This is a genomic window from Actinopolymorpha sp. B9G3, assembly GCF_040120725.1.
Taxonomy (GTDB): Bacteria; Actinomycetota; Actinomycetes; order Propionibacteriales; family Actinopolymorphaceae; genus Thermasporomyces.
In genome coordinates this window covers 241,971-255,041 of sequence record NZ_JBEEAB010000002.1, presented here as the reverse complement: position 1 = coordinate 255,041, position 13,071 = coordinate 241,971, and the positions used below count along the sequence as shown (strand labels likewise).

General features: G+C 69.3%; 13 protein-coding genes and 1 riboswitch. Of the genes, 6 read left to right on the top strand and 7 right to left on the bottom strand.

All coding sequences use genetic code 11. The features are described 5' to 3' along the window. Positions 1–54 precede the first annotated feature (54 nt). The 7 genes from ABNF93_RS04320 to ABNF93_RS04290 all read right to left on the bottom strand — a co-directional run bounded on the left by ABNF93_RS04320 (position 55) and on the right by ABNF93_RS04290 (position 6,292). Complete coding sequence (locus ABNF93_RS04320; RefSeq protein ID WP_349326204.1) at positions 55–768, bottom strand: TenA family protein; 714 nt, start codon at positions 766–768, stop codon at positions 55–57. Further along, positions 752–1,624: a bifunctional hydroxymethylpyrimidine kinase/phosphomethylpyrimidine kinase gene (thiD, locus tag ABNF93_RS04315; protein WP_349326203.1), complete on the bottom strand. Its 873-nt coding sequence runs from the start codon at positions 1,622–1,624 to the stop codon at positions 752–754. Before thiD ends, ABNF93_RS04320 begins: the two co-directional genes overlap by 17 nt. After that, on the bottom strand, positions 1,621–2,280 hold the full coding sequence (gene thiE / locus ABNF93_RS04310) for a thiamine phosphate synthase (RefSeq protein WP_349326202.1): 660 nt from the start codon (positions 2,278–2,280) through the stop codon (positions 1,621–1,623). Before thiE ends, thiD begins: the two co-directional genes overlap by 4 nt. A 3-nt stretch (positions 2,281–2,283) precedes the next feature. Further along, positions 2,284–3,096, bottom strand: coding sequence for a hydroxyethylthiazole kinase (gene thiM / locus ABNF93_RS04305; protein WP_349326201.1), 813 nt, complete (start codon positions 3,094–3,096; stop codon positions 2,284–2,286). Further along, positions 3,087–3,185: riboswitch (TPP riboswitch) on the bottom strand. (Overlaps the previous gene by 10 nt.) Positions 3,186–3,232: 47 nt before the next feature. After that, positions 3,233–4,201 (bottom strand): electron transfer flavoprotein subunit alpha/FixB family protein, encoded by a 969-nt coding sequence (locus ABNF93_RS04300; protein WP_349326200.1) that lies wholly within the window; start codon positions 4,199–4,201, stop codon positions 3,233–3,235. 38 nt (positions 4,202–4,239) lie between these two features. Beyond that, positions 4,240–5,031 carry an electron transfer flavoprotein subunit beta/FixA family protein gene (locus ABNF93_RS04295; protein WP_349326199.1) on the bottom strand — a complete coding sequence of 264 codons (792 nt, stop codon included), beginning with the start codon at positions 5,029–5,031 and terminating at the stop codon, positions 4,240–4,242. Positions 5,032–5,398: 367 nt separating this feature from the next. Beyond that, complete coding sequence (locus ABNF93_RS04290) at positions 5,399–6,292, bottom strand: sugar phosphate isomerase/epimerase family protein (protein ID WP_349326198.1); 894 nt, start codon at positions 6,290–6,292, stop codon at positions 5,399–5,401. Between the two features lie 395 nt (positions 6,293–6,687). Here ABNF93_RS04290 and ABNF93_RS04285 point away from each other — a divergent pair, with 395 nt between their 5' ends. The 6 genes from ABNF93_RS04285 to ABNF93_RS04260 are packed head-to-tail and all read left to right on the top strand — an operon-like array spanning position 6,688 to position 13,066. Next, a complete protein-coding gene (locus ABNF93_RS04285; RefSeq protein WP_349326197.1) occupies positions 6,688–7,932 on the top strand; it encodes an extracellular solute-binding protein in 1,245 nt (414 codons plus the stop codon). Then, positions 7,929–9,218, top strand: coding sequence for an ABC transporter ATP-binding protein (locus tag ABNF93_RS04280; RefSeq protein WP_349326196.1), 1,290 nt, complete (start codon positions 7,929–7,931; stop codon positions 9,216–9,218). The genes ABNF93_RS04285 and ABNF93_RS04280 overlap by 4 nt, the downstream gene beginning before the upstream one ends. Next, positions 9,215–10,138, top strand: coding sequence for an ABC transporter permease (locus ABNF93_RS04275; RefSeq protein WP_349326195.1), 924 nt, complete (start codon positions 9,215–9,217; stop codon positions 10,136–10,138). The genes ABNF93_RS04280 and ABNF93_RS04275 overlap by 4 nt, the downstream gene beginning before the upstream one ends. Beyond that, positions 10,138–11,082, top strand: a complete 945-nt coding sequence (locus ABNF93_RS04270; RefSeq protein ID WP_349326194.1) for an ABC transporter permease — start codon at positions 10,138–10,140, stop codon at positions 11,080–11,082. The genes ABNF93_RS04275 and ABNF93_RS04270 overlap by 1 nt, the downstream gene beginning before the upstream one ends. Continuing rightward, complete coding sequence (gene manD, locus ABNF93_RS04265) at positions 11,079–12,293, top strand: D-mannonate dehydratase ManD (protein ID WP_349326193.1); 1,215 nt, start codon at positions 11,079–11,081, stop codon at positions 12,291–12,293. Before ABNF93_RS04270 ends, manD begins: the two co-directional genes overlap by 4 nt. Next, on the top strand, positions 12,290–13,066 hold the full coding sequence (locus ABNF93_RS04260; protein WP_349326192.1) for a class I SAM-dependent methyltransferase: 777 nt from the start codon (positions 12,290–12,292) through the stop codon (positions 13,064–13,066). Before manD ends, ABNF93_RS04260 begins: the two co-directional genes overlap by 4 nt. Positions 13,067–13,071: the final 5 nt, after the last annotated feature.

The following is a 13,071-nucleotide window of genomic DNA, read 5'->3' as shown; positions in this document are numbered from 1 at the left end:
GTTGGGAATGATCACGTAAACGTGATCATTCCCCGGCGCCCGCGGCTCGCGGTGCTAGGCGGGCCAGGTCTCCCGGCGCCAGGCGGCGTCCCAGAACATCCACTCGAAGGTCGCCGCCCGGGCGAAGGCCGCGTGCATCCGGCGCAGGGTCGGCTCGCCGGCGCCGGCCGCCACCCGGTCGGCGATCGCCCGTGCCGTCGAGGTCGCGGCGGTGAACGACTCGTCCGCGTACATCCCGATCCAGTCGGCGTACGGATGCCCCCGCAACGCCCCAGCCCGCTCCAGCAGCCGCGTACCGACGTCGGAGTAGATCCAGAAGCACGGCAGCAGCGCGGCCACCAGCTCCGGGTAACCCTGGGTGTGTGCGACGCCCAGGAGGTACGACGTGTACGCCAGACAGGTCGGGCTCGCCGGGTGCCGGCCGATGTCGCCGACGTGGCGGCGGTGCAGGTCACGCTCGACGAGGATCGAGTCCCTGGCCGAGCCGGCGAAGAAAGCCAGGTCGTCGACCGTCTCCGCCTTGACCGCCGCCGTGGCCAGCGCCCGTGCGTAGTTCTCGAGGTAGTGCGCGTCCTGGGCGAGGTAGTAGACGAACCGGTCGCGGTCCAGCGAGCCGTCCCCCAGCCCGCGGACGAACGGCAGCGCGTCGATCGCCTCGCGGGTCACGGCGCTCGCGGTCCACGCCGCGGCACTGAACGTCGTACTGCCCGCCGTACTGTCCGTCGTACTGTGCGCCGGGTCGGGAGCGGCATCAGGAGGCGGCGTCACGGTTTCCCCACCAGTGGTGGAAGTGGTGCACGGGTCCGTTGCCGGTACCCACAGCGAGCGTGTCGGCCGCGGCGATCGCCTCCGTGAGGTAGGCCTTGGCGTCTCCGATCGCCTCCGGCCAGCCCGGACGCTGGGGTCGCAGCGCCGCGATCGCCGACGACAGCGTGCAGCCGGTGCCGTGCGTGTGCCTGGTCCTGATCCGTGGGGCGTTGAACAGGTGGGTGCGTTCGGCGTCGACGTACACGTCGGTGGACTCGTCGGAGTCCAGCCGGTGGCCACCCTTGAGCAGCACCCTCCGCGCGCCCATGCGCCGCAGGTCCCGTGCCTGCTCTTCCGCTTCGTCCACGCTCTGTGCAGGCGGGCGGGCCAGCAGCGTGGCCGCCTCGGGGATGTTGGGGGTCACGAGGTCGACCAGCGGCAGCAACCGGTCGCGCAGATCGGCGACAGCGTCGGGTTCCAGCAACCGGTCGCCGCTCGCCGCCACCATCACCGGGTCGAGAACGATGCACGGCGGTCGAAGCCGGACGAGAGCGTCCGCGACGGTACGGATCACCGCGGCGTTCGCCAGCATGCCGATCTTCACCGCGTCGACGGAGACGTCGGCGAACAGCGTGTCGAGCTGCTCGGCGATGAACGCGGTAGGGATCACCTGGATACCGGTCACGCCCCGGGTGTTCTGTGCGGTGAGGGCGACCAGCACAGCCGTGCCGTAGGCACCGAGTGCCGAGAACGTCTTGAGGTCGGCCTGGATCCCGGCACCACCGGAAGGATCGCTCGTCGCGATCGTCAACGCGACCGGGGGTGGCGTAGCCCCTGGCCGCTCCGGGTCGGGCGTTGTCCGCAACGCCGGTGTCATCGAACCTCCTTCACGGCAAGGCAGTTTCGCAGGGCTCGGGCCGCCGCGGCCGGGTCCGGCGTCCCGCAGATCGCGCTGACGACAGCGATGCCGTCCACCCCGGTCGCCCGGACAGCGGCAGCGTTGTCGGCGTCGATCCCGCCGATCGCGACGACCGGCAAGGATGCTCCGCGGACGACCTCTGCCAGCGTGTCGAGGCCCATCGGAGCAGCGGCGTCGCCCTTGGTACGTTGCGGAAGGACCGGTCCGGCACCGAGGTAGTCGACGGCGCCCGCCGCCAGCTCACGCACCGCGGCGAGCTGATCCGGCCGCTGGATCGACAAGCCCACGAAGGCGTCCGGACCAAGGAGCGCCCGCGCGACCTCGACCGGAAGGTCCTCCTGCCCGACATGGACTCCGTCAGCACCCGCCGCTGCCGCAACGTCCGCGCGATCGTTGACGATCAGCGGAACGCCTGTCTCAGAGAGGGTTTCGCGCAGGCGACGGGCTAGGGCCACGAGCGCGCGGGCGTTCGCGTGGGTGTCGCGTAGCTGGACAGCCGTCACGCCACCGGTCACAGCGGCCAGCACGGTGTCAACCACACCTTGCGTACCGCCACACAACCTCGTGTCGGTGACGAGGTAGAGCGAGAGGTCCAGGTGGCGCAACGAGATCACCTGTCAACGCAGCCTTGCGCCGGTACGGATACGGTCGCCGTCGACGGTGGCCAACTCGTCGATCAAACCCACCGCGAACGAACCAGGCTTGTCGGCCCGCGCCACCGCGTCCTCGGCCGCCAGCGTCAGGAACACGGTAGCCGTCACGGTGGCGAGAAGAGGATCGTCGACGACTGCGAGAAACCCTGCCGCCAGCGCGCCGAGCACACAGCCGACGCCGGTGACCTTCGTCATCAGGGGATGGCCGTTCTCGACACGGACGGTCCGCTCGCCGTCGGTGATCAGGTCGACAGCCCCACTCACGGCGACCGTCGCGCCGAACCTGCCGGCGATCGCGGTGGCCGCCGCGGCCGCGTCGTCCGGTCCGGCACTCGCGTCGACCCCCCGACCGCCGAGCTCTCCGGTGAGTGCGAGGACCTCCGAGGCGTTTCCACGTACGACCGCAGGGGGATACAGCTCCGTCAACTCCGCAGCCAGGGCCGCCCGCCAGGGCAACGCACCCGCGGCCACCGGGTCGAGTACCCAGCGACCGCCGGCGTCACCCACCGCGACCACGGCGGCCCGCATGCCGTCGGCGGATGCCGCCGTGACGGTCCCGATGTTGACGAGGACTCCGCCGGCCGCTCGGGCGAGCACGTCGGCGTCCTCCACCGCGTCAGCCATCGCCGGGGCCGCCCCTGCGGCGAGCAGGGCGTTGGCGGTGAATCCGGCCACGACAACGTTGGTGAGACAGTGCACAAGTGGAGTCTGGACGCGCAACCGCTCGAGCGCGTCGGCCATGTCGTCAGCTTTCACAGCAGCATCGGCTGCGGGCATCGCGACGTCCCTTCGCCAGCATGATCTGGATCAGGTTCCACGGGTGTGTTCTCAGCCCGGACGATCTACGGGCACCCCGCGTCACTGCCTTCGACCGTACCCGCTCGGCGGCGGGTATGCGACCCAGGTGTGCCGGTCAGCCCTTGCGTTCGGTGATCTCGTGCGTCGCCTGGGGCAGGACCGTGTGCAGGTCGCCGACGACACCGAAGTCGGCCATCTCGAAGATCGGCGCCTCGGCGTCCTTGTTGACGGCCACGATCGTCCGCGAGGTCTGCATGCCCGCCCGGTGCTGGATGGCGCCGGAGATGCCGGCCGCGACGTACAGCTGCGGCGACACGGTCTTGCCGGTCTGCCCCACCTGGTAGGCGTGTGGGTACCACCCGGAGTCGACCGCGGCCCGCGACGCCCCGACGGCGGCACCGAGCGCGTCGGCGAGTGCCTCGACGACGGCGAAGTTCTCCGCCGACCCGACGCCACGGCCGCCGGACACGACGATGGCCGCCTCGGTGAGGTCGGGCCGGCCGGTCTGGGTGCGTGCCGTGCGTTCGACGACCCGGGCCGTCTTCGCCTGGTCCGACACGGCGACGTCGAGCTTCTCCTCCACCGGTTGCGCAGGCGCCTGCTCCGGGGTGGCGGCGTTGGGCTTGACCGTGATGATCGGCGTGCCGCGGGTGACCTTCGCCTCGACGGTGTAGTTGCCGGCGAACACCGACTGGGTGGCGACCGGCCCGCCGCCGTTCTCGCCGGCTACCACGTCGACCGCGTCGGTGAGTACGCCGGCGTCGAGCTTGATCGCGAGCCGTCCCGCGATCTCCTTGCCCTCGGCGCTGGAGGTCAGCAGGATCGCGGCGGGCGTCGCGCGCTCCGCCACCTGGGCGAGAGCCTCCGCCTTGGGTGCCACGAGGTAGTCGGTCAGCTCGGGGTCTTCTGCGAGGTAGACCTTCTGGGCGCCGAAGCTCGCCAGGGTGTCCTTTGCGCGTTCGTACCCGCTGCCGATGAACACCGCGGCGGGATCGCCGAGGCGGCGGGCGATCGTCAGCAGTTCGGTGGTCGTCTTGCGGACGGCGCCGTCACTGTGGTCGACGAGGACGAGGATCTCTGCCATGCCGGAAGCCTTCCCCTATCTCTTTCCGCGCGCGTGCTTCAGACGAACTTCTGCTCGGCCAGGAAGCCGACGAGTGCCCGACCGCCGTCGCCGTCGTCGGTGACGACCGTGCCCTGCTGACGTGGTGGGCGTTGTGTGTACGACGCGACCGCCGTCCTCGCCGCGCCCAGCCCGACCTCGCCGGGGTCGATGCCGACGTCGGAGAGACTCCAGGTCTGCACCGGCTTCTTCTTCGCCGCCATGATCCCCTTGAACGACGGGTAACGGGGTTCGTTGGCCTGGTCGGTGACGGAGACGACCGCCGGCAGGGACGCCTCGACGGTCTCGGTGGCGGTCTCGCCGTCCCGGCGGATTCGTACGCCGCCCTCCCCCACCTCGACGCTCGCGGCGAAGGTCACCTGCGGCAGGTCGAGGCGTTCGGCGAGCATCGCGGGAACGACCGACATGCCGCCGTCGGTCGAGGCCATGCCGCACAGGACGAGGTCGACAGGACCCTCCTCGCCGATCTTCGCCAGCGCCTTCGCGAGCACCAGGGAGGTGGCCACCGCGTCCGAACCGTGCACCGCGTCGTCGGCGACGTGGACGCCGGCGTCCACGCCCATCTGCAGGGCCTTCTTCACCGCGGCGGCGGCGTCGGGCGGGCCGACCGCCAGGGCGGTGACCTCGGCATCACCGGCCTCGGCGAGCGTCAACGCCGCCTCGATCGCGTGCTCGTCGAGTTCGGAGAGCAGGCCGGGCACGTTCACCCGGTCGACGGTGTTGTCGCCAGGGTCGAAGGTGCGGTCCGCTGTGGCGTCGGGGACGTACTTCACACAGACGACGATCTTCATGCTCCGGTCCGGCTCCTCACTCGCTCCGGGCGCTTACGCGGCTGAACGAACACCCCGCGAGTCGCGGGCGCTCGCGTGGCTACCAGCCTGCCAGGCTCGCCGCTCCTGGCGAACGCACTCGAGCGAACACCTTGGACCCGAACCCGACCAGCGAGACGTTACCCGTCAGTAGCTTAGGCGGCAACCAGCGTGCCACGGGGACGTGTGGGTGCCTCGGCGCGGTGCAATGACCACGCTGAGCAGGCGTCAGGACCCTCACGAGGCGTCGGCACCTGTCCCGGGTGCAACAGACCTGCTCGGCGTGGTCATTTGCCGCCCCCCCGGCGGACGCCGGGAGCCGTTCGCGCGACGAGGAGCCGGGCGAGGGTCAGAGGACGGAGGAGAGGGAGTCCGCCGTCTTCGCCACGACATCGCGGACCGGCAGCGCCCGAAGCTCCGCGTTGAACGGCTCGACCTTGATCGGCCCGGCATAACCGATGTCGCGCAGCGCGCCGACGAAACCCGCCAGGTCGATGACACCGGTCGCTCCCGGGAGGGTTCGCTGGCCGTCGATCTGCTCGTCGCGTTCACGGCCGACCGGCGCGTCGTTGAGGTCCACGGCGACCACCTGGTCAGCGGTCAGTCCGCGCAGGTCGTCGGCCGTCTCGCCAGCGGTGTACCAGTGGAAGGTGTCCAGGATGAGGCCGACGTTCGAACTTCCCACCGCCGCCAGCAGCTCGCGCGCCTCGGCGAGGGTGTGGACGAACGGGTAGAGCTCGGTCGACCAGAAGGTCTTCGGCCCGACGTACTCCAGCCCGAACCTGATCCCCGCACCGCTCAGGATCTCGTCGACGAGGCCGACCCGCTCGACGTGCCGGGCGAAGTTGCGCCGGTACGTCACCGCGTCGCTCATCGGCCGGATCCACGTACCCGCGCGCTCGACGCCTGCCGCCGCCAGCGTCGCCGCGTACGCCGGAAGACCCGACAGCTGCTCCGCGAACTTCGCCGCATCACCGGTGAGGTCGACCGGCACGCCACCGGATCCCCAACGCAGACCCGCGCTCTCCAGGCGTTCGCCCACCTTCGACAGCTCGGCTTCGGGCTGCTCCCCGAGGTAGCGGGCGTCCGGGTCGACCGCGCCGAAACCGAACTCGCCGGCGAGCTCCACCGCCGCTTCGAAGCCCGGGCTGATACCGAGCGCACCGGGGTTGAGGCTGGTGAAGAACGCGTCGCCGGCCGGTGTGCCCGGTGTGGTGGAAGTGGTGGCACTGGTACCGCCCACAGGCGTACCCCTCTCGTCGTCGCTACGAGGACTGTCGCCGCTGCCGCCATGGAAGGAGCGACCTCTCAAGTCTCGTCCACACAACGCCGTCGAGTCGTGTGGCAGTCCGCCGGCCCTGGGCCGAAACAGGACCGTTCCGGTGTGGATTGCGCCGGTTCGTCCGGGGACTATGCTCTTCACCCCACAGCGGGGCAGCGAGGTCGTGCCTGGCCTTGCCCCGCGTGTCGGCCCGGGGGTCATGCCGGGGGTGGTCGCGACTCCACGTGTCCGGTTGGTGTGAAAAGTGGGGTCTTGACCGTCGAACGCCCGCTGTGGTCGTCTTCGGGAAACCCGTTTCCCATGGACTTCGTGTCGCTCGTCACCGCAATGCTCGCCGGCGAAGGAGAGACGCTGCCATGAAGGCTGCCATCGTGAGTGGTGCAGTTCGGTACGTCGCCGCAGGACTGGGCGCGGCTCTCGTGCTCATCGCCTGTGGCGCACCCGAGCCACCACCAGGAGCGGGCTTCAGCAGTATGACGGGAGGCAGGGAGGTCGAGGTTCCCGCGAGGCCGGCCCAGCCGGTCACGCTGAACATCCTCGACGTCGCCGGCGACCTGCAGTTCACCCAACCGATGATCGACGAGTTCGTCGAGGAGAACCCGGACATCGTGAGCCGGGTGACCTACTCCAAGTCACCCGCGCCCGAGCTCACCGGCAAGATCAGGGCCCAGCAGGACGCCGGGCGGGTCAACATCGATCTCGTCCTCACCGGCAACGACGGCCTGGCGGCCGGGATCTCCCAGGAACTCTGGATGCCACTGGTGCCCAAACACCAGATGCGGTTGACACACATGAACGACTATCTCCCCGCGGCGAGCAAGATGCAGTGGCTGGCCCAGGGCTACGGCGCCGTCGTGATGTACGACCCGTCCGGCCCGCTGCTGGAGTACAACCCGGAGAAGGTCCCCAGTCCGCCCACGAACGCCGACGCACTGCTGGCGTGGGCGAAGGAACACCCGGGCCGGATGATGTACGCCCGACCCGCCAACTCCGGTCCGGGCCGGACGCTTCTGATGGGGCTGCCCTACATCCTCGGCGACAAGGACCCGAAAGACCCGGTGAAGGGCTGGGACAGGACCTGGGCATACCTGAAGGAACTCGACAAGTACATCGAGTACTACCCGTCCGGTACGACCGAGACGATGAAGAACCTCGGCAACGGCAGCGTCGACCTCATCGCGTCGACGACCGGGTGGGACATCAACCCGAGGGTGCTGGGCACGGTGCCCAAGGAAGTCGAGATCGCTGCGCTCGACGGCTTCCACTGGATCACCGACGCCCACTACGCCGTCGTACCCCACGGCGTCTCCGTGCAGAAACAGGCGGCGATCCTGCTCCTGCTCGACCACATGCTGAGCGTGGAGCAGCAGGCGAAGATCTACGACGACGGCACGTTCCTGTTCGGTGCGGCGGTCAAGGGCGTGACTCTCGACATGGCACCGCCGGCGAGCCGAAAGATCCTCGAGGAGTTCGGCCGCCCCGAATACGACCAGCTCATCGCCGACCACCCCACCGAGACACCGCTCGACGCCGACGCACTCGTCAAGGCGTTCGACAAGTGGGACCGCCTCATCGGCGGGTCGAAAGTCAAGGAGTCATGAGTACCGACGCTCGGACCGACGGGTTCGAAGGCCTGACCCTCGAACGCGTGTCGCGCCGGTTCGGAGACTACACCGCACTCCACCGGCTCAACCTCACCATCAAGGCGGGTGAGTTCATCGCCCTGCTCGGCCCGTCCGGGTGCGGCAAGTCGACGGCGCTGAACTGCCTGGCCGGTCTGTTGCCGCTTTCCGGCGGCCGGATCTGGCTCGACGCCGAACGCATCGACACCGTTCCCTCGGAGCGGCGCGGCTTCGGGATGGTGTTCCAGAACTACGCGTTGTTCCCGCACATGTCCGTACGCAAGAACATCGGCTTCGGCCTTGCCATGCGCAAGATTCCCGACGCGGAGATCAAGCGCCGGGTCAACGACGCCCTCGCGCTCGTACGCCTGGAGGAGCACGCGAACAAGCTGCCCGACCAACTCTCCGGCGGCGAGCAGCAGCGGGTGGCGATCGCACGGGCGATCGTGCTCGAACCCGCGCTGGTGCTGATGGACGAACCGTTGTCCAACCTCGATGCCCGGCTCCGACTGGAGATGCGTACCGACATCCGCGGTCTACACCAGTGGCTCGGGTTGACGACGATCTACGTCACGCACGACCAGGAGGAGGCGTTGTCGCTCGCCGACCGGCTGGTCGTTCTCCGCGAGGGGCGCACACAGCAGATCGGCACGCCGGAGCAGCTCTACAGCCAGCCCGCCAACCGTTACGTCGCCAACTTCATGGGTTACCGCAACGACTTCGAGCTACGGGTCCACGCGATCGACGGGCGCGGCGGTGTCCTCGTGGCGGGGAACGGATGGGCCCTGCATGGCGCCGCACAGGCCCGGCTCACGGTCGGCGACCCGGTGGTCGCGATGGCACGGCCCGAGGACCTGGTGGTCGTCCGGCCGGGCGGCGATCCGCGCGGTCCACAACCCGCGTGGGGAGCCCAACGGGCGCCGTCCCCCGAAGGCCGTCAGGGGCAGGGATCCTCGCCTGGGCATGAGGCCGGCCAGGGCCAGACCGGCGACGTTCCGACTTCTCCCCCGGGCGCACCCGGGGTGGAATCCCCGACCAACCAGTGGGGCGTCCACAACGGCATCGAAGTCCGCGTCGAGGTCTGCGAATACCAGGGACGCGAACTCGCCGTCGAAGGTCGGACACCGGACGGCACCCGGATCCACCTGCTGACCCCGCACCGGTTGGCGCCCGGCGACCGGGTTCAGGTGACGATCCGGCCGGAACGCCTCCTGGTCTATCCGTCGGGGACCCGCGATGACACGCCCCGAGGACGCCACCGGTGACCCACGACGAGCAGCTGACCATCGATGTGGACGACGACACCGGCGGCAAGCCGGCCCTTCGCCACCGGCTGGCCGAGCACGGCATCGACCGGGTGCTGCTCCTGCTGATCCCCGCCGCGTTGTTCTTCGGTGTGCTGTTCGTCTATCCGTTCCTCTATGGCGTGGGGCTGTCGTTCCAGCCGGAGACCGGCGGCAGGTTCGCCAACTTCGCGCGGTTCTGGGCAGACCGGCACCTGCGCGACACAGTTGCCACGACACTGTGGCTGGCCATCCCGGCGACGGCAGTCAACGTCCTCGCCTCCGTTCCGGTCGCGTACCGGCTGCGCGGTCGATTCCGTGGGAAGAGGTCGCTCACCACGCTGCTCGTCGTGCCCGTCACCCTCGGCACGGTCCTTACCGCGGAAGGGCTGTTGACCTACCTCGGGCCGACGGGGTGGTTCTATCGCACGCTGCGCACGCTTGGCCTCATCGACGAACCCCTGCAGCTGATCCACAACTACTGGGGCGTGTTCTTCTCCCTCGTCATCACGGGTTTCCCGTTCGCCTTTCTGTTGACGCTCTCCTATCTCACCGGCATCGACCCGACACTCGAACGCGCCGCCGCCACGCTCGGTGCCGGTCGCTGGCAACGCTTCCGCCACGTCACGCTGCCGCTGCTCGCGCCCGGGCTGGCGATCGTGTTCTGCCTCAACTTCGTTCTCGCGTTCTCGGTCTTCCCCTCCGCCGTGCTCGTCGGTGAGCCCGCCGGGGAGACCCGCGTCATCGCCATCGCCGCCTACCAGGCGGCGTTCGAGCAGTACGACTACACCATGGCGGCGGCGATCACGATGGTCATGGGCGGCGTGGAGTTCGTCGTCATCGCGGCGATCCTCGTCTGGCGTTCCCGGCTCTACCGCGGTGCGACGAGGGGACGGGTGTGATGGTCACGCGCAGTACGGCAGCGATCCGCGCCACGGCGCGCCGGGAGCGGGCCGAACGCCGTTCCGCCCGGCGTCAGGAGCGGTCCGACTTCCATCCGCCGCAGCGCGAGCGGCGCCGTCTCGTCGCCAGTCCGCTCGGCTGGCTGGTCCTCGGCATCGTCGGCTTCTTCCTCGTCAACCTGGTCGGCGTCTTCGGCGCCGTCCTGGCGAGCTCCTTCGCCACCCGGTGGTTCGACACCTGGCTCCCGGAAGGCTGGACCACGCAGTGGTACACCCAGGCGTGGGAGGAGTTCGGGCTGCTGTACGTGCTCCTGGTGACGCTGGAGGTCTCCGCCGCGGTCGTGGGATTGTCGGCGCTGATCGGGGTGCCGGCGGCCTACGTGCTGGCCCGGCGGGACTTCCCCGGCAAGCGCCTGGTGATGTTGGCGTTCCTGCTGCCGATCGTGATCCCGCCGATGACCTACGGCGTGCCGCTCGCGACGGCGCTCTACAAGTACCACCTGGCGGGGACGCTCATCGGTGTGGTGCTCGCCAACCTCGTCCCCTCGGTGCCGTTCCTCATCCTGGTGCTCACGCCGTTCATCGAGCAGATCGACCCCAACATCGAGGCCGCGGCCAGAATGTGTGGAGCGACGACGTGGGACGTCCTGATCCGCATCCTGTGTCCCCTGCTCGCACCGGGGATCCTCGCCTCGTGCATCCTCGTACTCGTGCGGTCTGTCGGGATGTTCGAACTCACCTTCCTCACCGCAGGTCCAGGGTCGGAGACCCTGGTCGTGGCGTTGTACTACTCCATCTCGGCGGCGGGAATCCGCGCGCAGCAGTCCGTCGACGCGATGGCGGTCATCTACACCGGGTCGATGCTGGTCCTCCTCCTGATCGCCCTGAGGTTCGTCAACCCCACGCAACTCGTGGCCGAGGTCAAGGAAGCACCGCCGAAATGACGACAATCGTCGACGCCAGTGTCATCGTCAGCTGTCCGGGCCGTAACTTCGTCACCCTGAAGATTCGTACCGACGACGGCGTGTCCGGCGTGGGTGACGCGACGCTCAACGGACGCGAGCTCGCCGTCGCGAGTTATCTCCGCGACCACGTCTGCCCCCTGTTGATCGGACGGGACGCCCAGCGGATCGAGGACACCTGGCAGTACCTCTACAAGGGCGCGTACTGGCGGCGCGGTCCTGTCACGATGGCCTCGATCGCCGCCGTCGACACCGCCTTGTGGGACATCAAGGGCAAGCTCGCCGGCCTGCCCGTCTACCAACTCCTCGGCGGCCGCAGCCGCGAAGGCGTCACGGTCTACGGCCACGCCAACGGCGAGTCGGTGGCTGAGGCCGTCGACGACGTGGCGCGGTTGGTCGACCTCGGCTACCGCGCGGTCCGGGTGCAGTGCGGCATTCCCGGCATCGAGAAGATGTACGGCGTGCACAAGGGTTCGACGCCGTACGAACCCGCCGGTGCCGGTGCGCGCCCGGTCGAGGCGACCTGGTCCACCCAGCGGTACCTCACCCACGTTCCCCAGCTCTTCGAGGCGGTCCGAGACCGGTTCGGGCCCGATCTCACCTTGTTGCACGACGTCCATCACCGGTTGACGCCGATCGAGGCGGCGCGGCTCGGCAAGCGGGTCGAGGACTACGCCCTGCACTGGTTGGAGGATCCGGTCCCGGCCGAGCTGCAGGAAGGATTCCGGCTGATCCGGACGCACACGACGACACCCATCGCCGTCGGCGAGGTCTTCAACTCGCTCTGGGACTGCCAGCATCTGGTCGCCGAACAACTCGTCGACTTCGTCCGCGCGACGGTCGTCCACGCGGGCGGGATCACCCACCTGCGGCGGATCTTCGACTACTGCGCGCTCTACCACGTGCGGTCGGGCTCGCACGGAGCGACCGACCTGTCGCCCGTGTGCATGGCCGCGGCGCTCCACCTCGACGTGGCCATCCCGAACTTCGGGCTACAGGAGTACATGCCCCACGCCGAGGTGACCGACGAGGTGTTCCCGCACAGCTACCGGTTCGCCGACGGCTACCTGCATCCCGGTGAGGAACCCGGGCTCGGCGTCGACATCGACGAGAAGCTCGCGGCCCGCTATCCGTACCAACCGGCCTACCTTCCGGTGAACCGGTTGACCGACGGCACCGTGCACAGCTGGTGAGCGGGCTCATGGCCTCCCCCGACGCGCTGCCACTGACAGGTGAACGCACCATGCCTGGCATCTGGCACGAGAACTACTGGTTCCGCCGACACGAGGTGGTCTACCACTGGGTGGCGGAGCAGTTCCTCGCGGCGGGGGCGGGACCGTCCTGGCGGGTGCTCGACGCGGGTGTTGGCGAGGGCTACGGCGCGGACCTGTTACGGCGTACGACCGGAGCCCGGGTGGCCGCACTCGACTACGACGCGGACGTGACGGCACACGTGCGCAGGACCTATCCGGACGTCCCGGTGCTGCGGGGCAACCTCGTGGCGCTGCCGTACGCCTCGCACGTGTTCGACGCGGTGGTCAGCCTGCAGACGATCGAGCACCTGTGGGACCAGCCGGCGTTCCTCGCCGAGTGCGTCCGCGTCACCCGGCCAGGCGGGCGCATCGTGCTCTCCACACCGAACCGGTTGACGTTCCCACCGGGGAACATCTGCCACGCACATGAGCTCGTCGGCAGTGAGCTTCGCGCGTTGCTGGAACGGGCCGGGCTCGAGTCGACGACGGTCGCCGGTCTCCACCACGGCGAACGGATCCTCGCCTGGGAGCACCGACACGGCGACCTCGTCAAGGCCCAGCTCGCCGATCCGCCCGAAGACTGGTCGCCCGAGCTGGCGGCCTTCGTCACCAGCCTCGTCGACGAGGACTTTCACCTGCGAGCCGGGATCGGCGAAGGCGCCGACCTCGACGCCGCGCTCGACCTGCTGTCGGTCGCGAACGTCTCCTCCTGAGGACG

What these genes read in the sequence shown, in the direction of transcription:
- thiD (WP_349326203.1), bottom strand. Translation starts at nt 1,624, where the DNA reads ATGACACCGGCGTTGCGGACAACGCCCGACCCGGAGCGGCCAGGGGCT.
- thiM (WP_349326201.1), bottom strand. Translation starts at nt 3,096, where the DNA reads ATGCCCGCAGCCGATGCTGCTGTGAAAGCTGACGACATGGCCGACGCG.
- ABNF93_RS04300 (WP_349326200.1), bottom strand. Translation starts at nt 4,201, where the DNA reads ATGGCAGAGATCCTCGTCCTCGTCGACCACAGTGACGGCGCCGTCCGC.
- ABNF93_RS04295 (WP_349326199.1), bottom strand. Translation starts at nt 5,031, where the DNA reads ATGAAGATCGTCGTCTGTGTGAAGTACGTCCCCGACGCCACAGCGGAC.
- ABNF93_RS04285 (WP_349326197.1), top strand. Translation starts at nt 6,688, where the DNA reads ATGAAGGCTGCCATCGTGAGTGGTGCAGTTCGGTACGTCGCCGCAGGA.
- ABNF93_RS04280 (WP_349326196.1), top strand. Translation starts at nt 7,929, where the DNA reads ATGAGTACCGACGCTCGGACCGACGGGTTCGAAGGCCTGACCCTCGAA.
- ABNF93_RS04270 (WP_349326194.1), top strand. Translation starts at nt 10,138, where the DNA reads ATGGTCACGCGCAGTACGGCAGCGATCCGCGCCACGGCGCGCCGGGAG.
- manD (WP_349326193.1), top strand. Translation starts at nt 11,079, where the DNA reads ATGACGACAATCGTCGACGCCAGTGTCATCGTCAGCTGTCCGGGCCGT.